This window comes from Pseudomonas sp. PSE1(2024) (assembly GCF_050990555.1).
Classification (GTDB): Bacteria; Pseudomonadota; Gammaproteobacteria; order Pseudomonadales; family Pseudomonadaceae; genus Aquipseudomonas; species Aquipseudomonas aphyarum.
On the sequence record NZ_CP158967.1, the window covers coordinates 3218975 to 3239836 of the forward strand.

A 20862-nucleotide genomic window follows, 5' to 3' on the forward strand; every position below is an offset into this window, starting at 1 on the left:
CGGAGTCTTGCATGCCGGCGTGGCGCACTATCAGTTTGTGGATGGATCAACTCGACGAGCCGCTGACCGCGCGGCCGTCGCTTGCGCAGGATCTGGACGTCGACGTGGCGATCATCGGCGCCGGTTACACCGGGTTGTGGACTGCGTATTACCTGAAACAACAGGCGCCGAGCCTGAACGTCGCCATCATCGAAGCGCAAACCGCCGGGTTCGGCGCATCCGGTCGCAACGGCGGCTGGTTGATGGGCAATCTGCTGGGCGAGGATCGCCTGCTGGCCGGTCTGTCGCCACAACAACGCCGCGCTTCGTTCGACCTGTTGCACGGCATTCCTGATGAAGTAGAAGTCGTCCTCGAACGCGAAGGCATCGACTGCGATTACCGCAAAGGCGGGGTGCTGTACTGCGCCGCGCGCTATCCCGAACAGGAAGTCAGTCTTCGCGACTACCTGAAGAAACTCCACGCTCAGGGGCTGACCGACGACGATTACCGCTGGCTAAGCCCAGAACAACTGGCGCAGCAGCTGCGCATCGCCAAACCCTACGGCGGCATCTTCGCCCCGCATGTGGCGACCATTCACCCGGCGAAACTGGTGCGCGGCCTGGCGCGAACCGTTGAAAGCATAGGGGTGAAGATCTACGAAAACAGCCCGGTGACCCATTGGCAGGCCGGCAGCCTGCGGACCGACAACGCCAGCGTACGCAGCCGCTGGATTGTCCCGGCCATCGAAGGCTATTCCGTCACGCTGCCACCGTTGGGCCGTTATCAATTACCGGTGCAGAGCCTGATCGTCGCCACCGAGCCGTTGTCCGCCGCGACCTGGGACGCAATCGGCCTCAGTCGGGGGCAGGCTTTCAGCGAATTCAGCCGTCAGGTCACTTACGGCCAGCGCAGCGCCGACAACCGTCTGATCTTCGGCGCCCGTGGCGGTTATCAGTTCGCCGGCAAGCTGCGCCACAACTTCGACCTGACCCGCGATGAAGTCGAGCTGCGCCGCTACCTGTTCGGTGAGCTGTTCCCGCAGCTGAAAAACGTCCAGATCACCCACGCCTGGGGCGGCAACCTCGGCATGTCCCGGCATTTCAAACCGCACATGCTCTGCGACCGGGCCAACGGCATCGCGCTGTCCGGCGGCTATGGCGGGGAGGGTGTCGGCGCTTCCAACCTGGGCGGGCGGACGCTTGCGGATCTGATTCTCGAGCGCGACACCGAGCTGACGCATCAACCGTGGGTGCTGCCCGACGGCGGGATCCACGCGCTGCGGGCCTGGGAGCCGGAACCGTGCCGCTGGCTTGGCTACAACGCGATCATCAAAAGCTTCGTCCACGAAGACCAGACCCTGGCCAACCCGGCGACCGCGCCCTGGCGGCGCAAGCTTGCCAGCCAGGTGGCCGGGTTCATGGAAGGTTTCATGCACTAAACGTTGTTTACTACGAGACAGGTAACGCCATGAGCATCACCCAATTCAAGAACACCGCCACGTTGCAACTGGATGAGTCCAACCCGGTGGCCGTGCCGCTCGGCACGCCGGTGGCGATTGCCTCGACCACCAGCGTCGAGCGCGACGACGGCGTCGAAACCGGCGTCTGGGAATGCACCCCAGGTCGCTGGCGCCGGCAGATCACTGCTCAAGAGTTCTGCCATTTCATTTCCGGTCGCTGCACGTTCACCCCGGACGACGGCGGCGAAACCCTGCACATACAAGGTGGCGACGCACTGATGTTGCCGGCCAACACGCTCGGGATCTGGGACATCGAAGAAACCGTGCGCAAGACCTATGTCCTGATTTTCTGACGTTTTGATCCTTTTGATTGCCTGCCAACAACAATAGCCAATACAGGAATCGATCCATGATCCGAAAGACCCTCGCGCTCGCACCCTTGATGCTCGCCGTTTCCCTCGCTCAGGCGGCGGATACGGTCAAGGTTTACAACTGGTCCGACTACATCGCGCCGGACACCGCCAAGAACTTCGAAAAGGCCAGCGGCATTGGCGTCACCTATGACGTCTACGACAGCAACGAAACCCTCGACGGCAAGTTGATGACCGGCAAATCCGGTTACGACGTGGTGTTTCCGTCCAACCACTTCATGGCGCGGCAGATCGAGGGCGGGGCGCTGAAGAAACTCGACAAGAGCCAGTTGCCGAACTGGAAGAACCTCAACCCGGTGTTGCTCAAAGCCTTGCAGACCAACGATCCGGGCAACGAACACGGCTTTCCGTACCTGTGGGGCAGCACCGGCATCGGCTACAACATCGCCAAGGTCAAGGCCGTGCTGGGTGACAATGCGCCAGTGGACTCCTGGGATCTGATCTTCAAACCCGAATACATGGAAAAACTGCAGAAATGCGGCGTAGCCATCCTCGACAACGGCCCGGAACTGCTGCCGGCGGCGCTCAACTACCTGGGTTTGCCGCATCACAGCAAGAACCCCGAGGACTACAAGAAGGCTGAAGCGCTGCTGATGAAAGTGCGGCCATATGTCAGCTACTTCCATTCCTCGAAATACACCAGCGATCTGGCCAACGGCGACATCTGCGTGGCGGTCGGTTTCTCCGGCGACATCCTGCAAGCGGAAAACCGCGCCAAAGAAGCGAAGAACGGCATCGAAATCGGCTACGAGATTCCCAAGGAAGGCGCCGCCATCTGGTTCGACATGGTCGCCATGCCCGCCGACGCACCGGACGAGAAGGCCGGCTACGCGTTCATGAACTACCTGCTGCAGCCCGACGTGATGGCCGGCATCAGCAACTACGTGCACTACGCCAACGGCAACGAACAGGCCGACGGCCTGATCGATCCGGCGATCAAGAACGACACCAAGGTTTATCCGAGCCCGGAAATGATGGGCAAGCTGTTCGCACTGGAAGCGATGCCGCTGAACATCGACCGGATCCGCACGCGGGTGTGGAACAAGATTCGGACTGGCAGCTGAAGAAAACAGGCGAGGGCAGTACAGCCCTCGCCTGATATGTACTGTTGAATCAACTTGATATCAAACCACTGGCATTGCACTGATAAAGTGCAGCAAAGTGAGACGCTGCTAACAAAATACAACTTACCGATATTTAATATTTAAATAAGAAATCGTCAGACAATTAGGCCAATTCACCACACTTACAAACTTCTTTCGGCGGCACGCGCTTTGTTTACGGGAGTTTTCCGGAACAGTTCAATTTGATCTCAAAAAAACGCTAGACGTTAGATTTCAAATTGTGTCAGGTTTCTTACGCCTTCATTGGGCGAGTGATAGGACAATCTCGCCAGAGGTTGTCGCTATCGGACAAAAACTGTTCCATTGCTAAACAAGGAAGTGTGTTTATGTCGAAAGTAAAAGCTAATGCTGTTGATACCGCCGAACAGGCTTTCCAGCTGGGCGCGGCGCCGCAACCTCTGGCAGCGACCAGTACGGCGTATAACCAGATCAATAGCTTCAGCCATCAGTACGATCGTGGCGGCAACCTCACGGTCAATGGCAAACCCTCCTTTTCCGTCGACCAGGCCGCAACCCAGTTGCTGCGCGACGGCGCTGCCTACCAGGACAAGGATGGCAGCGGCAAGATCGAACTCACCTACACGTTCCTGACTTCGGTATCGTCCAGCACGATGAACAAGCACGGGATCACCGGGTTCAGTCAGTTCAGTGCTCAACAGAAAGCCCAGGCCGTGCTCGCCATGCAATCCTGGGCCGACGTGGCCAATGTCACCTTCACCGAGAAAGCCTCGGGCGGTGATGGCCACATGACGTTCGCCAACTACAGCGGTGGTGTGGACGGCGCAGCAGCGTTCGCCTACCTGCCGGGTACCGGTCCGGGTTACGACGGCACTTCGTGGTACTTGATCAACAGCGGTTACACGCAGAACAAGACCCCGGACCTGAACAACTACGGTCGTCAGACCCTGACCCACGAAATCGGCCACACCCTTGGCCTGGCGCATCCGGGCGACTACAACGCCGGCAACGGCAACCCGACCTACAACGACGCGACCTACGGGCAAGACACCCGCGGCTACAGCGTCATGAGCTACTGGAGCGAAAGCAACACCAGCCAGAACTTCAGCAAGGGCGGCGTGGAAGCCTATTCCTCCGGCCCGCTGATGGATGACATCGCAGCGATCCAGAAACTCTACGGCGCCAACATGACCACCCGTACCGGTGGCACCACCTACGGCTTCAACTCCAACGCCGGTCGCGATTTCCTCAGCGCCTCGTCGTCGGCCGACAAGCTGGTGTTCTCGGTGTGGGATGCGGGCGGCAAGGACACCTTCGACTTCTCGGGTTTCACCCAGAACCAGAAGATCAACCTCAATGAAGCCTCGTTCTCCGACGTTGGCGGCCTGGTGGGCAACGTGTCCATCGCCAAGGGCGTCACCATCGAGAACGCGATCGGCGGTTCGGGCAACGACCTGCTGATCGGCAACAGCGCGGCCAACGAGCTCAAGGGCGGTGCCGGCAACGACATCATCTGGGGCGCCGGCGGTGCCGACAAGCTGTGGGGCGGCGCGGGTTCGGACACCTTTGTGTTCGCGGCCAGCTCCGACTCTAAGCCGGGTGCGATCGATCAGATCCTCGATTTCGTCAGCGGTCTGGACAAAATCGACCTGACCGGTATCACCAAGGGCGCAGGCCTGCACTTCGTCAGCGCCTTCACCGGCGCGGCGGGTGATGCGGTTCTGACGTCCTCGGGCGGCAACAGCCTGCTGTCGGTGGACTTCTCCGGTCACGGCGTGGCTGATTTCCAGGTCAGCACCGTTGGCCAGGCAGCCACCAGCGACATCGTGGCGTGATGTAACACGGGAAAGCGGCGCGTCATGCGCCGCTTTCTTCACTTGCATCGCCGTGACCGGTAAGCAAGGCTACGTGCCGGAGTGAAATTTCCTATGAACCAATTCGCTTTTACCCGCAAAGCGGCGGCGTATCTGTTGCCGATGCTGATGATGATTTCTGGAGAAACAACCATGGCAAGCAGCCTGAGACTCGAAGCCCCATCGGTATTTGCCGGACAGTGGCAAGCGACCCTGAGCGACCGCAACGACGCTCCAGAGGCCCAGGCTTTGCAGGACAAACCGTCGAACACTTGTCTTATCGACCTTGAAGCCAACCAGACGCTGGGCAACGGTGCCGATTGCCTGAGCGCGTGGCTGCAAGACAGCGCCATCGGCTGGTTCCCCGATCCGGACGGTCTGTCGATCACCGGCAAGGAAGGCTCAAGAATCCAGTTTTTCAGCCGACAACGTGATGGGCTTTATCTGAGCACTTTGAAGTCGGGCCTGGTGATTACACTCAAGCGTGCTGTACAGCAACCTTGATGACCGAAACCGACTGACAGTTTAAATATAAAGCACCCCGTTACAGTTATAAGCCATAGCGCAATAACACGCAGGCCGGTGTTAATCGGCAAAGTTGTTATTGAAGTGTAAGCAAGTACTGGCGGTGTATGTCCCGCACTCAATGCGGACAATTAATTGAAGTCTCGCCAAGCAGGGCGGGAAATACCATTTCAGGAATAATCAATGAAGATGGCGAAGGCCCCAGCCACCGCTCCCTTATTCAAGGCATTGGGTGACTATAAAAGCATTCTGATCAGCGTCGGATGCTTTACCGCACTGATTAACGTGCTGATGCTGGTGCCCTCCATATATATGCTTCAGGTCTATGACCGGGTGCTGTCTTCGCAGAACGAAACCACCCTGGCGATGCTGTCGCTGATGGTCGTCGGTTTCTTCGCCTTCATTGGTCTGCTGGAAGTGGTGCGCAGCTTTATCGTGATCCGCATCGGCAGCCAGCTCGAGCGCCGTTTCAATCTGCGGGTCTATCAGGCGGCGTTCGAGCGCAACCTGTTCAAGGGCGAGGGCAACGCCGGGCAGTCCCTGGGCGACCTGACCCACATTCGCCAGTTCGTCACCGGGCCTGCGCTGTTCGCGTTCTTCGATGCGCCGTGGTTCCCGATCTACCTGTTCGTGATTTACCTGTTCAACGTCTGGCTTGGCGTGCTGGCCACGGCGGGTGCGCTGCTGCTGATCGCGCTGGCGTGCCTGAACGAATACATGACCAAAAAGCCGCTGGGCGAAGCCGCCGGCTTCTCGCAGAAATCCAGCCAATTGGCCACCAGCCACCTGCACAACGCCGAAACCATTCAAGCCATGGGCATGCTCGGCGCCTTGCGCAAACGTTGGTTCCAGGTGCATTCGCGCTTTCTCGGTCTGCAAAATCAGGCCAGCGACACCGGCGCGGTGATCAGCTCGCTGAGCAAGACCCTGCGTCTGTGCCTGCAATCGCTGGTGCTGGGCCTTGGCGCACTGTTGGTGATCAAGGGCGACATGACCGCCGGGATGATGATCGCCGGCTCCATTCTGATGGGCCGGGTGCTGAGCCCGATCGACCAGTTGATTGCCGTGTGGAAGCAGTGGAGCGGCGCGAAGCTGGCTTACCGTCGCCTCGATGCGCTGCTGCAAGCCTTCCCGCCGAGCGATGACGCCATGGCGCTGCCGGCGCCAAAAGGCCAGATCACTTTTGAACAAGTCAGCGCCGGCCCTCCGGGTCAACGTGCTGCGACCCTGCATATGGTCAACTTCAACCTGGCGGCCGGTGAAGTGCTCGGCGTGCTGGGTGCCTCCGGCTCCGGCAAATCAACTCTGGCGCGTGTGATGGTCGGCGTATGGCCGGCCCTCGGTGGCACGGTGCGCCTGGACGGCGCCGACATCCACCGCTGGAACCGCGATCAGCTCGGCCCGTACGTCGGCTATCTGCCTCAGGACATCGAGCTGTTCAGCGGCAGCATCGCCGAGAACATCGCCCGCTTCAGCGAAGCCGATCCGCAAAAGGTCGTGGCCGCTGCGCAACAGGCCGGCGTGCACGAACTGATCCTGCGCATGCCGCAAGGCTACGACACCCAACTGGGCGAGGACGGCAGCGGTTTGTCCGGCGGCCAGAAACAGCGCGTGGCCCTGGCCCGTGCGCTGTACGGCAACCCGAGCCTGGTGGTGCTGGACGAGCCGAACTCCAACCTCGACACCGTCGGCGAAGCCGCGTTGTCCAGTGCGATTGTGCAACTCAAGGCCCAAGGCACCACCGTGGTGCTGGTGACCCACCGTTCTTCGGTACTGGCCCAGGCCGACAAGCTGCTGGTGCTCAACGACGGTCGCCTGCAAGCCTTCGGCCCGAGCCACGATGTGCTCAAGGCGCTGTCCGCAAACCAGCCCGGCAATCAGCCCGGCAACCCATCACAACACAATGAAAAACCTGCGCAAGCACCGGCCGGGCTCAGCATGAGCCGACAGTATCAGCCGACGACAAGGAATTCGGGTGTATGAGCAGCGCGAGCATGAACACGCAGAACGAAGCAAACATGGAACACGCGTACATCACCGAACGCCCGGAGCGCGATGCGAAGTTCTTCGCCCGCATGGGCTGGATTCTGGCGCTGGCCGGCGCCGGCAGCTTCTTCACCTGGGCGGCATTGGCGCCGCTGGATCAAGGGATCCCGGTACAAGGCACCGTGGTGGTGTCGGGCAAGCGCAAGGCCGTGCAGTCGATGAGCAGCGGCGTGGTCAGCCGGATTCTGGTACGCGAAGGCGAAATCGTGAAACAGGGCCAGCCGCTGTTCCGCCTCGACCAGACCCAGGTCGCCGCCGACGTGCAATCGCTGCAGGCGCAATACCGCATGGCCTGGGCCAGCCTCGCACGTTGGCAGGCCGAGCGTGACAACCTCAAGCAAGTGACCTTCCCGGCAGAACTGAGCGACAACGCCGATCCGCGCCTGGCGCTGGTACTGGAAGGTCAGCGGCAATTGTTCAGCAGCCGCCGCGAAGCGTTTTCCCGCGAGCAGGCTGCCCTGCGCGCCAGCATCGAAGGCGCCACCGCGCAACTGGCAGGCATGCGCCGCGCCCGTACTGACCTGAATGCGCAGGCCGACTCGCTGCAACAACAGTTGAGCAACCTGCAACCGCTGGCTGACAACGGCTACATCCCGCGCAACCGCTTGATGGAATACCAGCGTCAGCTGTCGCAGGTTCAGCAGCAACTGGCCGAAAACACCGGCGAAAGTGGCCGAGTGGAGCAGGGCATCCTTGAGTCCCGCCTGAAACTGCAACAGCACGGTGAGGAATACCAGAAGGAAGTCCGCACCCAACTGGCCGACGCGCAACTGAAAAGCGTCACGCTGTCCGAGCAACTGACTTCCGCCGGTTTCGACCTGCAACACAGCGAAATCCTCGCCACCGCCGACGGCGTGGCAGTCAACCTCGGCGTACACACCGAAGGCGCCGTGGTGCGTCAGGGCGAAACCCTGCTGGAAATCGTCCCGCAAGGCACGCGCCTGGAAGTCGAAGGTCACCTGCCGATCAACCTGATCGACAAGGTCGGCACGCACTTGCCGGTCGACATCCTGTTCACTGCGTTCAACCAGAGCAAGACGCCACGGGTGCCCGGCGAAGTCAGCCTGATTTCCGCCGACCAGATGGTCGACGAGAAAACCGGCGTGCCGTACTACGTGTTGCGCAGCAGCGTCAGCGATCAGGCCATGGAAAAACTCAACGGTCTGGTGATCAAACCCGGCATGCCGGCGGAAATGTTCGTGCGCACTGGCGAACGTTCACTCCTCAACTACCTGTTCAAGCCGCTGCTCGACCGCGCCGGTTCCGCGTTGACCGAAGAATAAGGATGTTCCGCTGTATGAATAAGCTTTCCATGCTGGCGGCAGCGTTCGCGCTGCTCGCGGGCAACAGTGCAGTGGCGGCCATGGGGCCGTTCGAGATTTACGAACAGGCGTTGCGCAATGACCCGGTGTTCCTCGGTGCGATCAAGGAGCGCGACGCCGGCCTTGAAAACCGCGCCATCGGCCGCGCAGGCCTGTTGCCGAAACTGGGTTACAACTACAACAAGGGTCGCAACTCGTCGAAAGCCACTTCACTCGACTCCCGCGCCCGCAACAACACTGACGAGCGTAACTACAGCAGCTACGGCTCGAGCCTGACCCTGCAACAACCGTTGCTCGATTACGAAGCCTACGCGGCGTATCGCAAGGGCGTAGCCCAGTCGCTGTTTGCCGACGAAAACTTTCGCGGCAAGAGCCAGGAACTGCTGGTTCGCGTACTGGATAACTACACCAAGGCCTTGTTTGCCCAGGATCAGATCGACATTGCGCAGGCCAAGAAGAAGGCCTACGAACAGCAGTTCCAGCAGAACGAGCACATGTTCAAGCAGGGCGAGGGCACTCGCACCGACATCCTCGAAGCCGAGTCGCGTTACGAACTGGCGACCGCCGAGGAAATCGAGGCCCGCGACGAGCAGGACGCCGCGCTACGGGAGCTGGGCGCATTGGTAGGCGTGCCGGCGATGGACATCAGTGATCTGGCACCGCTGGATCAGAACTTCCAGACATTCGCCTTGATGCCCGCCAATTACGACACCTGGCACGAGCTGGCGGTCAGCAACAATCCGAACCTCGCGTCCCAGCGTCAGGCGGTGGAAGTGGCGCGTTATGAAGTCGAGCGCAATCGCGCCGGGCACCTGCCGAAAGTCAGCGCTTACGCCACGATGCGCCAGAACGAATCGGAAAGCGGCAACACCTACAACCAGCGTTACGAAACCAACACCATCGGGTTCGAAGTCAGCGTGCCGCTGTATGCCGGCGGCGGGGTGTCAGCCTCGACCCGTCAGGCCAGCCGCACCATGGAACAGGCCGAGTACGAACTGGACGGCAAGACCCGCGAGACGCTGATCGAATTGCGTCGCCAGTTCAGCGCCTGCCTGTCCGGAGTCAACAAGCTGCGCGCCTATCAAAAGGCCCTGGCCTCGGCCGAAGCGCTGGTGGTGTCGACCAAGCAAAGCATTCTCGGTGGCGAGCGCACCAACCTCGACGCACTGAACGCCGAACAACAACTATTTACCACCCGCCGTGATTTGGCTCAGGCACGCTATGACTACCTGATGGCCTGGACCAAATTGCATTACTACGCGGGCACCTTGAGCGAACAGGATCTGGCGCGGGTGGACGAGGCCTTCGGACAGGGCCCACGGTCGCAATAACACCGTAGCTTCAACGCAAAAAGCTTCGACCCAAAACAACAAAAAGAGTGGTGAACATGGACGTACGCATCAAGCCGGTTTCGGTCGGCACCCTGCTGCTTGTGATTTCTGCAACCCAGGCTCAGGCCCAGTACCTCGAAGCCGGCAAACCCGGCGATCCCGCCAGTTGGCGCAGCGCCGAATTCCTGCGTGACTGGGGCCTGGGCCGAATGCAGGCCGATCAGGCCTACGCCGCCGGCATCACCGGCAAGGGCGTGAAGATCGGCGCGCTGGACTCCGGTTTCGACGCCGCCCATCCCGAGTTCGCCAGCGACCGTTATCACCCGGTAATGGCCAGCGGCAGTTACATCGACGGCACGCTGTTCAATGTCAACGGCACCCTCAATCCGAACAACGATTCCCACGGCACCCACGTGGTCGGCACCATGGGCGCGTCCCGTGACGGCACCGGCATGCATGGCGTGGCGTACAACGCGCAGATCTACGTCGGCAACACCAACAAGAACGACAGTTTTCTGTTCGGCCCCAACCCCGATCCGCGCTACTTCAAAGCGGTGTACGACGCCCTGGCCGACGCCGGTGTGCGGGCGATCAACAACAGTTGGGGCAGCCAGCCGCCGGATGTCAGCTATCGAACCATCGCGGATCTGCACGCCGCTTACGCCCAGCACTGGAACAAAGGCACCTGGCTCGACGCAGCGGCGGACGTTTCCCGTCGCGGCGTGATCAACGTGTTCAGCGCCGGCAACAGCGGCTACCCGAATGCCAGCGTGCGTTCGGCGCTGCCGTACTTTCAACCGGATCTGGAAGGCCACTGGCTGGCGGTCTCCGGGCTCGATCAAAGCAATCAGCAGAAGTACAACCAGTGCGGCATCGCCAAATACTGGTGCATCACCACGCCGGGGGCGAAGATCGACAGCACCATTCCCGACGGCGGTTATGCGATCAAATCCGGCACCTCGATGGCCGCGCCGCACGCCACCGGCGCACTGGCGCTGGTGATGGAGCGCTACCCGTACATGAACAATCAGCAGGCCCTCGAAGTGCTGCTGACCACGGCCACTCAACTCGACGGTTCGGTGACAGACGCGCCGACCGAGCGAGTCGGCTGGGGCGTGGCCAACCTGTACCGGGCGATGCGCGGGCCGGGGCAATTGCTTGGTGCTTTCGACGCGAATCTGGCGGCCGGGCAAAGCGATGTCTGGAGCAATGACATCAGCGACAAGGCGCTGATCCAGCGCCAGGGCGAAGACCTCGCCGAACACAGCGCCTGGCAGCAAACCCTGCAAAACAAAGGCTGGCAGAACGGCGTGCCGGCCGGCGCCAGCCAGCAGGATCAGACTGATTACGCCGTGGGCATGGCCCGTGACGCAGCAGCTTCCACTCGGGTTTATCAAGGCAGTCTGATCAAGTCCGGCGACGGGCGACTGATTCTGACCGGTGAAAACACTTATCGCGGGCCGACCACGGTCAATGGCGGTCTGCTGACGGTGAACGGATCGCTGACCTCGGCCGTGACAGTCAATGACGGCGGTACCCTCGGCGGCTCCGGACGAATCGGCGCGTTGACCGCCAACAGCGGCGGCCGGGTGGCTCCGGGCAATTCGATCGGTACTTTGAATGTCGCCGGTGACGTGACCTTCGCGCCGGGTTCGACCTACGCCGTGGAGTTGTCTCCCACCAGCAGCGACCGCATCGTTGCCGGCGGCACTGCGTCCATCAACGGCGCCACCGTGAGCCTGTCGCTGGAAAACAGTCCGACGCTGCTCAGCACCACCGAGGCCAGAAGCCTGCTCGGCCGGCAGTACGACATTCTGCAAGCGGCGGGTGGCATTCAGGGTCGGTTCGGTGCGGTGCTGCCGGATTATCTGTTCATCGGTGGCAGCCTGGCCTACAGCGGTAACGGCATCGGCTTGAATGTCGAGCGCAACGCGACTTCGTTCGCCAGCGTCGGCCAGACACCGAATCAGCGCTCCGTGGCCACTGCCGTCGAAGGACTGGGCGCGGGCAATTCCGTGTACGAAAGCCTGCTGTTGTCGGCCACCGCCAGTGATGCGCAACAAGCCTTTCAACAGTTGAGCGGTGAAATCTACCCGGCCCTTGGCTCCGTGCTGATCAACGACAGCCGGCAACTGCGCGACGCCATTGGCGAACGCCTGCACGATGCGCAAGCCACGCAAAGCAACGGCTGGATCAAGGCGCTCGGCGCCTGGGGCAGCACCGATTCGCGCCACGACACCGCCGGTTACAGCACCTCCATCGGTGGGCTGCTGGCCGGTGTCGACGGCGCGGTCGACGAGCAGACCCGCATCGGTCTGGTCACCGGTTACAGCGACAGTTCGCTGAGCATGGGTTCAGGCACGCATTCCTCGGCCAAGGTCGACAGCTATCACCTCGGCGCCTACACCGGTCACGACATCGGCGCCTGGCGCCTGAGCACCGGCGCCGCTTACAGCTGGCACCGCGCCGATGTGAAACGCGACTTGCAGTACGGCAACGTCAGCGCCAAGCAGAAAGCCAAGGTCGATGCCGCCACCACCCAGGTATTCGGCGAGGCGGCTTATCGACTGAACCTGCAACCGCTGGCCCTGGAGCCGTTCGCCAACCTGGCCTACGTGCATCTCGACACCGACGGCTTCACCGAGAAGGGCGACGCGGCCGCGCTGAAAAGCGGCGACGACCAGCGCGACGCGGTGTTGAGCACCCTCGGCGTGCGGGCGATCAAGACCTTTGACCTGCCGTCCGCGCAGAAGCTGCAAGTGAGCGGGCATCTGGGCTGGCAGCACAGCCTGACCGACATCGAATCCGAACAGCATTTGCGTTTCGCCAGCGGCAGTGCGCCGTACACGGTCGAAAGCTCGCCACTGGTGCGCGACGCCGCGCTGGTCGGCGTGCAGGCCAGCCTGGCACTGACCCGCGACGTGCGGGTGAACCTCGATTACACCGGACAACTGGCCAGCCGCGAGAAGCAACACGGCGTGGGCCTGAGCCTGAACTGGCAGTTTTGATTGATCGCAACTGATCGTTCCCACGCTCCCGCGTGGGAATGCAGCCCGTGACGCTCCGCGTCACTGGACGCGGAGCGTCCCTAGAGGCATTCCCACGCAGACGGTTCGACGCCTCGACGTGGGAACGATCAACGGGGAAGGCGTGGGAACGATCAATTCAATAGACGGATTTTTCGCAACATCACTAAGGAAGGTCGCTGGATGAAAAACAACAACACCCCCGCGCAATCGGGTGGATGCTTTCGCCTGAAAACTCTCAACGTCGCCTTGCTCTGCGCGCTGGCCACCTGGGGCAGCGCACACGCCGCGCCCTACGTGGAAAGCGGTCGGGCAGGGGATCCGGGCAGTTGGCGCAGTGCCGAGTTCAGGGCCGACTGGGGCCTGGGCGCCATCGGCGCGGATTACGCCTACGCCGCCGGCTATACAGGCAAAGGCGTGAAACTGGGGATCTTCGACCAGCCGGTCTACGCCGCGCACCCGGAGTTCTCCGGGAGCAACAAGGTCATCACCCTGGTCACCTCGGGGATCCGCGAATACACCGACCCGTACATCCCGGTCAAAGCCGGGGACGCGTTTCGTTATGACGGTTCGCCTTCGGTCGGCTCCGACGGCAAGCTCGGCGCCCACGGCACCCACGTTGGCGGTATCGCCGCCGGCAGCCGAGACGGCGGCCCGATGCACGGTGTGGCGTTCGGCGCGCAGATCATCAGCGCCGACAACGGCGACCCGGGCCCCGAAGACGGCATCGTGCGCGGCAACGACGGCGCGGTGTACAAGGCCGGCTGGGATGCGCTGATCGCCAGCGGCGCGCGGATCATCAACAACAGCTGGGGCATCGGCATCACCGACCGTTTCGACCTCGGCGGCCGTGACCCGGCGCACCCGCACTTCACCGTCAACGACGCGCAATTGCAGTTCAACGAAATCCGCACACTGCTGGGCACCAAACCCGGCGGCGCCTATGACGGCGCAATCGCCGCCGCGCGCAGCGGGATCGTGACGATCTTCGCGGCGGGCAACGACTACAACCTGAACAACCCGGACGCCATCGCCGGCCTCGGTTACTTCGTGCCGGACATCGCGCCGAACTGGATCACCGTCGCCGCATTGCAGAGAAACCCGGATCAGGCCAGCGCCAACCCGTACATCATGAGTACGTTCTCTTCGCGCTGCGGCTACACCGCCAGTTTCTGCGTCTCGGCACCGGGCACGCAGATTTACAGCTCGATCATCGAAGGTACCAACGCCGACAACCTGACCACCGGCTACAAGAACTACAACGGCACCTCGATGGCCGCGCCGCACGTGGCCGGTTCCATGGCGGTGCTGATGGAGCGCTTCCCGTACATGTCCGGCGATCAGGTCGCCAGCGTGTTGCGCACCACGGCCACCGACCTCGGCGCACCGGGCATCGACGCCCTGTATGGCTGGGGCATGATCAACCTGCGCAAGGGCATCGACGGCCCGGCCATGTTCGTCACCGAGCAGGACATCCCCGAAGAATTCCGCATCCAGGGCGCCTACGGTTCCGGCCAGTTCGTGGCCGATCTGCCGGGCATCGGCGCGATTATCGATGCGGGCAAACCCACCGAGCGCGTGTGCAACGACATCACCTGCGGGCTCGACACCTGGCGCAACGACATCTCCGGCCATGGCGGTCTGACCAAACAAGGCATTGGCACCCTGGTGCTGACCGGCAACAACACCTACAGCGGCCCGACTCTGGTCAATCAGGGGCGACTGGCAATCAATGGCTCGCTGCAATCGGCGGTGACGGTCAATGACGGCGGCATCCTCGGCGGTAACGGCCGAATTGCGGCGCTGACCGCCAACAGTGGCGGCACCGTGGCGCCGGGCAATTCCATCGGCACCTTGAACGTGGCCGGTGACGTGACCTTCGCGCCAGGTTCGACCTATGCGGTGGAAGTGTCGCCGACCAGCAGCGACCGGATCGTCGCCGGCGGCAAAGCGGTGATCGAAGGCGCAACCGTGACCCTGTCGCTGGAAAACAGCCCGACGCTGTTGACCACCGGTGAAGTGAAAAGCCTGCTCGGCACCCAGTTCAACATCTTGCAGGCAGCGGGCGGCATTGAAGGGCAGTTCGGACAAGTGTTGCCCGACTACGCGTTCCTCGGCGGCACCCTGGCGTACTCGGCGAGCGGTGTGCAACTGGACGTCGGCCGCAATGGCGCCTCGTTCGCCAGCGTCGGCCTGACCCCGAACCAGCGCGCGGTCGGTGCTGCCGCCGAACGCCTCGGCGCCGGCAATGCGTTGTTCGAAACCCTGTTGCTGTCGCCGTCGGCGGCCGCTGCGCAGGATGCCTTCCAGCAACTGTCCGGCGAGATTCACCCGGCCATCGGCACGCTGCTGATCAACGACAGCCGCTACCTGCGCGATGCCGTGGGCGAACGTCTGCGCGAGCGTGACCTGTTCGATGCCGGCGCGCCGACCGATGACCGCAGCAACGCCTGGCTCAAAGTGCTGGGCGCTTGGGGCAAGAGCGATGGCGGGTCGAAATACGCCGATTCCACCAGCTCCATCGGCGGCCTGCTGGCCGGTGTCGACGGTTTGATCGCTGAAGATACCCGTCTGGGTTTCGTTACTGGTTATAGCGACAGCTCGTTGAGCATGGGCGAGGGTACACATTCGTCCGCCTCGGTCGATAGCTATCACCTGGGCGCGTACCTGGGGCATCAGATCGATGCACTGCGTCTGACCGCCGGTGCGGCCTACAGCTGGCATCGCATCGACGTCAAGCGCGACCTGCAGTTCGGTGGCGTCAGCGGCAAACAGAAAACCAAGCGCGATGCGACCACCGCGCAACTGTTCACCGAAGCGGCCTACGACCTGGGACTGCAACCGATGAACCTGGAGCCGTTCGCCAATCTGGCCTACGTGCACCTCAACAGCGACAGCTTCACCGAGAAGGGTAATGCCGCCGCACTGAAGGGCGGCGAAGACAACCGCGATGTGGTGTTGTCGACCCTCGGTGTGCGGGCCAAGCGCACGTTTGCCCTGTCGGAGAAACACCAGCTGGAACTGGGCGCAAGCCTGGGCTGGCAGCACAACTTGAGCAGCGTGGATTCCGACAGTCACTTGGCTTTCGTCAATGGCAACAGTGCATTCACCGTGCAAAGTGTGTCGATGGATCGAGATGCAGCGGTAGTCGGCGTGCGCGCCGGGCTGGCGCTCAATCGCGATGTCCGGGTCAACCTGGACTATAACGGGCTGATCGGCTCCAACGAAAAGGACCACGGTGTGGGCCTGACGCTGGACTGGCAGTTCTAAGAGGTAGCGGCAGTTCTTTCGAGAACTGCCGTTTTTGAAAGGAAGAGAGAGCACAACATGGGATTGTTCGATTACAAAAATGCCGACGGCAAAGCGCTGTACAGCGACGCCATCGCCCTGACGCTGTATGCCTATACGCCGACCGGGCAGGCTTTGCCCGGCACTGGCTGGAAGCCGATCGGCGCCACCGCGCTGGGCTATCAGGGCAAGGTCGGGGCGCAGGGCACGTTCTTCGGCGAGAAGGACGGTTTCACCAGCGCCGAAGCCGAAGTGCTCGGCAAGTACGACGCCGCAGGCAAGCTGATCGGCATCGGCGTGGCCTTCCGGGGCACCGGCGGGCTGGGTTACAGCGACACCTTCGGCGACATGAAAAACAATCTGCTGGCCGCCATCGGCCCGACGGATTACGCCACCCAGTACGCGAAAAATGCTTTCGACAACCTGCTCAAATCGGTGGCGGCGTTCGCCGTCGCTCATGGCATCGCGGCCAAGGACGTAATGATCAGCGGCCACAGCCTCGGCGGCCTCGGGGTCAACAGCGTGGCGGAGTTGAGCGCGAGCAACTGGGGCGGGTTCTTCAAGGACGCCAACTACATTTCGTTCGCCTCGCCGACCCAGAGCAGCACCGGCACCAACGTGCTGAACATCGGTTACGAGAACGACCCGGTGTTCCGCGTGCTCGACGGCACCACGTTCAGTACTGCGTCAATGGGCAAGCACGACAAGCCGCACGACTCGACCACCGACAACATCGTCAACTTCAACGACAACTACGCGTCCACCGCGCAGAACCTCGTGCCGTTCAGCATTGCCAATCCGCTGAACTGGTCCGCCCACAGCTCGCTGGGGTATGCCGACGGACTGAACCGGGTGATCGCGTCGAAGTTCTACGGCCTGACGCACAAGGATTCGACGATCATCGTCTCCAACCTTGAAGAAGCGTCGCGGGGCAAGACCTGGGTCGAGGATCTGGGCCGCAGCGGCGAGCCGCACACCGGCAGCACGTTCATCATCGGCACCGACAGCGGTGACTGGCTCAAGGGCGGGGCGGGCAACGACTTCCTCGAAGGCCTGGGCGGCGATGACCGTTTCCGTGACGACGGCGGCTTCAACATCCTGCTCGGTGGCCAGGGCCACAACACCTTCGAGCTGCAAAAGCCGTTGCAGAACTTCAGCTTCGCCAACGACGGCGACGGCACGCTTTACGTGCGTGACGCCTACGGCGGCATCAGCATGACCCGGGACATCGGCGCGCTGGTGAGCAAGGAGTCGGGTTCGTGGTGGGGCAGCAAGGAAATCACCTGGACCGTCACCGCCAAAGGCCTGGCCAACGGTGCCGAACTGACCCAGTACAACCATTCGCTCAGCGGCGGCGCCATGGGCGACACCCTCAAAGCCACCGCTGACGGCGACTGGCTGTTCGGCCTGGGCGGCAACGATCACCTGCAAAGCGACAAGGCCCACGTGACCTTCGTCGGCGGTGCCGGCAACGACGTGATGAGCGCGGTGGGTGGCAATAACACCTTCCTGTTCAGCGGCGCCTTCGGCTTCGACGCGATCAATGGCTACCAGGGCAGCGACAAACTGGTGTTCATGGGCGTCGAAGGCGCGGGGCAGGGCTACGACTACAAGCAACACGCGTCGCAGTCCGGAAGCGATACCGTGCTGAAGATTGGCGACTTTGCCGTGACGCTGGTCGGGGTAGGTGTGGCTAACCTGTCGGATTCGAGTTTCGTCTTCGCCTGACAAACGAAAGTTGTACTGAAATGCTCCGGGGCGCCTCGGGAGGGGCGTTCTGGTTGTGAGCTATCTCTGAACAATTCCAACAAAGAGAGAGGCAACAGCAATGGGTGTGTATGACTACAAGAATTTCGGTACGGCGGAATCCAAGGCGCTGTTCAGCGACGCCATGGCCATTACGCTGTATTCCTACCACAACCTCGATAACGGCTTCGCCGTTGGTTATCAGCACAACGGCTTCGGCCTCGGCCTGCCGGCCACGCTGGTGACCGCGCTGATCGGCGGCACGGATTCCCAGGGGGTAATCCCCGGCATTCCGTGGAACCCCGATTCGGAAAAAGCCGCACTCGACGCGGTGCAAAAAGCCGGCTGGACCCCGATCACCGCCTCGCAACTGGGTTACGAGGGCAAGACCGATGCGCGCGGCACCTTCTTCGGCGAAAAGGCCGGCTACACCAGCGCCCAAGTGGAAATCCTCGGCAAATACGACGCTCAGGGCCATCTGACGGAAATCGGCATCGCCTTTCGCGGCACCAGCGGCCCACGGGAAATCCTGATTGGCGACTCCATCGGTGACGTGATCAACGACTTGCTCGCCGCATTCGGGCCCAAGGATTACGCCAAGAACTACGTCGGCGAAGCCTTTGGCAACCTGATGAACGATGTGGTGGCGTTCGCCAAGGCCAATGGCCTGACCGGCAAAGACGTGCTGGTCAGCGGTCACAGCCTCGGCGGGCTGGCGGTCAACAGCATGGCGGATTTGAGCACGAGTAAATGGGGCGGGTTCTTCCAGGACTCCAACTACATCGCCTACGCCTCGCCGACCCAGAGCAGCACCGACAAGGTGCTCAACGTCGGCTACGAAAACGATCCGGTGTTCCGCGCCCTCGACGGCTCGACCTTCACCGGCGCCTCGCTCGGCGTGCACGACGCGCCCAAGGAGTCGGCGACCGACAACATCGTCAGTTTCAACGACCACTACGCCTCGGCGGCGTGGAACGTGCTGCCGTTCTCGATCGTCAACATTCCGACCTGGATCTCGCACCTGCCGACCGCCTACGGCGACGGCATGAACCGGGTGATCGAGTCGAAGTTCTACGACCTGACCAGCAAGGACTCGACGATCATCGTCGCCAACCTGTCGGATCCGGCGCGGGCCAACACCTGGGTGCAGGATCTGAACCGCAACGCCGAAACCCACAAGGGCAGCACCTTTATCATCGGCAGCGACGCCAATGACCTGATCCAGGGCGGCAGCGGCAACGATTATCTGGAGGGCCGCGCCGGCAACGACACGTTCCGCGACGGCGGGGGCTACAACATCCTGCTCGGAGGCTCGGGCAACAACACCCTGGAGTTGCAGAAGTCGGTCAATACCTTCGACTTCGCCAACGACGGCGCCGGCAACCTGTACATCCGCGATGCCAACGGCGGGATCAGCATCACCCGCGACATCGGCAGCATCGTCACCAAGGAGCCGGGTTTCCTCTGGGGCCTGTTCAAGGACGACGTGACCCACAGCGTCACAGCGACCGGTCTGAAGGTCGGCAACAACGTCACCCAGTACGAATCGAGCGTGAAGGGCACCGGCGGCGCCGACACCCTCAAGGCCAAGGCTGGCGGTGACTGGCTGTTCGGCCTGGACGGCAACGACCATCTGATCGGCGGGGCGGGCAACGACGTGTTCGTCGGCGGCGCCGGCAATGATCTGATGGAGTCGGGCGGCGGGGCGGATACCTTCCTGTTCAGCGGCGCGTTCGGTCAGGATCGCGTGGTGGGTTACACCGCTAACGACAAACTGGTGTTCCTCGGCGTGCAGGGCGTGTTGCCAAACGACGACTTCCGCGCCCATGCCACGGCGGTGGGGCAGGATACGGTGCTGAAATTCGGCGCTGATTCGGTAACGCTGGTCGGGGTTGCGTTGAACAGCCTGAGTGCCGACGGGATTGTGATCGCCTGACGGTAAGGGTGGGGAGGGGCGCGCTCCTCCCCATATCAAAAGTGACTCACCAGCCATTCCCTGACTCCAATCCCTGCACCAACAGGAAATGCGGCCTAAAGCCATGACGGCAACGTTCGTCATCCAAGGGTCGCCAACGAGTACAGGAGATTCACACGTGAAAGGTTTCAAGAGGTTTATCGGGATTGCGGGACTGGCGCTGCTGTCGGCCAATGCCTGGGCCGATCTGCCTCACAGCTCGATTCTGAGCCGCTATGGCGTCACCACCGATCAACTGCCAAAACCGGCCGAAAGTGATGACGTCAAACCCGTCGAAGAGAAAAGCCGCTTTCATATCCAGCCCGAACAACCGTTCGTGACCGTTCGCATCGGCGAAAACAATGAGCCGGAGATGACCGGCAACCTGAGCATCGATCGCATGGCGCAGCAGGAGCGTCAGCGCTGCCAGCGCTTGCAGGAAGAAATGGTCCGGCGCGGCGAGCGCGCGTTGAACTGCGACGGCTCCCTACCGGGCATGGCATTACCCCGCTGATCAATGCAAAAAAGGCTGCGCTCCTACAGGAACGCAGCCTTTTTTGATGGGGGGTAACCGTCAGTCTTCCTTGCGCACCGTAGCCACTTCGTCGGCACGCACGCGGACTTTGGCGCCGGAAATATCCTTGAACTCGTAGAAGCCGTCCTCGTTTTTGGTATCGGGCATGTCCTCAGTCAGGTACTGGGTGCCGTTCTGCAGGGTAACCACCGTCGGGGTCGAGCAACCGGCCAGGGTCAGCAGGGCTGCAACAGCCAACGGAATCCCGAGAGTCTTGATTTTCATAAGCAGCGTTCCTGTTCATT

General features: G+C 61.9%; 14 protein-coding genes. 13 read left to right on the forward strand and 1 reads right to left on the reverse strand.

The window, feature by feature from the left end; translation table 11 throughout:
- Positions 1-11: 11 nt before the first annotated feature.
- The 13 genes from ABTV87_RS14535 (at position 12) to ABTV87_RS14595 (ending at position 20557) form a co-directional block, all read left to right on the forward strand.
- Positions 12-1418, forward strand: a complete 1407-nt coding sequence (locus tag ABTV87_RS14535) for an NAD(P)/FAD-dependent oxidoreductase (protein WP_433899822.1) — start codon at positions 12-14, stop codon at positions 1416-1418.
- A gap of 29 nt (positions 1419-1447) precedes the next feature.
- A complete protein-coding gene (locus ABTV87_RS14540; RefSeq protein ID WP_011334089.1) occupies positions 1448-1792 on the forward strand; it encodes a cupin domain-containing protein in 345 nt (114 codons plus the stop codon).
- A gap of 56 nt (positions 1793-1848) precedes the next feature.
- Positions 1849-2934 (forward strand): polyamine ABC transporter substrate-binding protein, encoded by a 1086-nt coding sequence (locus ABTV87_RS14545; RefSeq protein WP_085603755.1) that lies wholly within the window; start codon positions 1849-1851, stop codon positions 2932-2934.
- 386 nt (positions 2935-3320) lie between these two features.
- Positions 3321-4787, forward strand: a complete 1467-nt coding sequence (locus ABTV87_RS14550) for a serralysin family metalloprotease (protein ID WP_433899823.1) — start codon at positions 3321-3323, stop codon at positions 4785-4787.
- Between the two features lie 93 nt (positions 4788-4880).
- Positions 4881-5309 carry a protease inhibitor Inh/omp19 family protein gene (locus ABTV87_RS14555; protein ID WP_258713580.1) on the forward strand — a complete coding sequence of 143 codons (429 nt, stop codon included), beginning with the start codon at positions 4881-4883 and terminating at the stop codon, positions 5307-5309.
- Positions 5310-5513: 204 nt separating this feature from the next.
- A complete protein-coding gene (locus ABTV87_RS14560; RefSeq protein WP_433899824.1) occupies positions 5514-7313 on the forward strand; it encodes a type I secretion system permease/ATPase in 1800 nt (599 codons plus the stop codon).
- Positions 7310-8659, forward strand: a complete 1350-nt coding sequence (locus tag ABTV87_RS14565; RefSeq protein ID WP_433899825.1) for an HlyD family type I secretion periplasmic adaptor subunit — start codon at positions 7310-7312, stop codon at positions 8657-8659. The genes ABTV87_RS14560 and ABTV87_RS14565 overlap by 4 nt, the downstream gene beginning before the upstream one ends.
- Before the next feature lie 2 nt (positions 8660-8661).
- Positions 8662-10029, forward strand: a complete 1368-nt coding sequence (locus ABTV87_RS14570; protein ID WP_433899826.1) for a TolC family outer membrane protein — start codon at positions 8662-8664, stop codon at positions 10027-10029.
- A gap of 56 nt (positions 10030-10085) precedes the next feature.
- On the forward strand, positions 10086-13037 hold the full coding sequence (locus tag ABTV87_RS14575; RefSeq protein ID WP_433899827.1) for an autotransporter domain-containing protein: 2952 nt from the start codon (positions 10086-10088) through the stop codon (positions 13035-13037).
- Between the two features lie 201 nt (positions 13038-13238).
- A complete protein-coding gene (locus ABTV87_RS14580) occupies positions 13239-16325 on the forward strand; it encodes an autotransporter serine protease (RefSeq protein ID WP_258711715.1) in 3087 nt (1028 codons plus the stop codon).
- Positions 16326-16382: 57 nt separating this feature from the next.
- Complete coding sequence (locus tag ABTV87_RS14585) at positions 16383-18071, forward strand: polyurethane esterase (RefSeq protein ID WP_007951424.1); 1689 nt, start codon at positions 16383-16385, stop codon at positions 18069-18071.
- A gap of 100 nt (positions 18072-18171) precedes the next feature.
- Positions 18172-20025: a polyurethane esterase gene (locus ABTV87_RS14590; RefSeq protein ID WP_258711716.1), complete on the forward strand. Its 1854-nt coding sequence runs from the start codon at positions 18172-18174 to the stop codon at positions 20023-20025.
- A gap of 157 nt (positions 20026-20182) precedes the next feature.
- On the forward strand, positions 20183-20557 hold the full coding sequence (locus tag ABTV87_RS14595; RefSeq protein WP_221533295.1) for a hypothetical protein: 375 nt from the start codon (positions 20183-20185) through the stop codon (positions 20555-20557).
- Positions 20558-20617: 60 nt separating this feature from the next.
- On the opposite strand, the gene ABTV87_RS14600 is transcribed toward ABTV87_RS14595, so the two are convergent.
- Positions 20618-20842, reverse strand: a complete 225-nt coding sequence (locus ABTV87_RS14600; protein ID WP_011334101.1) for a YgdI/YgdR family lipoprotein — start codon at positions 20840-20842, stop codon at positions 20618-20620.
- Between the last annotated feature and the right edge of the window lie 20 nt (positions 20843-20862).

Excerpts from the sequence above, each read along its gene's own strand:
- ABTV87_RS14560 (WP_433899824.1), top strand. The coding sequence starts at position 5,514 with ATGAAGATGGCGAAGGCCCCAGCCACCGCTCCCTTATTCAAGGCATTG.
- ABTV87_RS14585 (WP_007951424.1), top strand. The coding sequence starts at position 16,383 with ATGGGATTGTTCGATTACAAAAATGCCGACGGCAAAGCGCTGTACAGC.
- ABTV87_RS14580 (WP_258711715.1), top strand. The coding sequence starts at position 13,239 with ATGAAAAACAACAACACCCCCGCGCAATCGGGTGGATGCTTTCGCCTG.
- ABTV87_RS14550 (WP_433899823.1), top strand. The coding sequence starts at position 3,321 with ATGTCGAAAGTAAAAGCTAATGCTGTTGATACCGCCGAACAGGCTTTC.
- ABTV87_RS14545 (WP_085603755.1), top strand. The coding sequence starts at position 1,849 with ATGATCCGAAAGACCCTCGCGCTCGCACCCTTGATGCTCGCCGTTTCC.
- ABTV87_RS14555 (WP_258713580.1), top strand. The coding sequence starts at position 4,881 with ATGAACCAATTCGCTTTTACCCGCAAAGCGGCGGCGTATCTGTTGCCG.
- ABTV87_RS14535 (WP_433899822.1), top strand. The coding sequence starts at position 12 with ATGCCGGCGTGGCGCACTATCAGTTTGTGGATGGATCAACTCGACGAG.
- ABTV87_RS14575 (WP_433899827.1), top strand. The coding sequence starts at position 10,086 with ATGGACGTACGCATCAAGCCGGTTTCGGTCGGCACCCTGCTGCTTGTG.
- ABTV87_RS14570 (WP_433899826.1), top strand. The coding sequence starts at position 8,662 with ATGTTCCGCTGTATGAATAAGCTTTCCATGCTGGCGGCAGCGTTCGCG.
- ABTV87_RS14565 (WP_433899825.1), top strand. The coding sequence starts at position 7,310 with ATGAGCAGCGCGAGCATGAACACGCAGAACGAAGCAAACATGGAACAC.
- ABTV87_RS14600 (WP_011334101.1), bottom strand. The coding sequence starts at position 20,842 with ATGAAAATCAAGACTCTCGGGATTCCGTTGGCTGTTGCAGCCCTGCTG.
- ABTV87_RS14540 (WP_011334089.1), top strand. The coding sequence starts at position 1,448 with ATGAGCATCACCCAATTCAAGAACACCGCCACGTTGCAACTGGATGAG.
- ABTV87_RS14590 (WP_258711716.1), top strand. The coding sequence starts at position 18,172 with ATGGGTGTGTATGACTACAAGAATTTCGGTACGGCGGAATCCAAGGCG.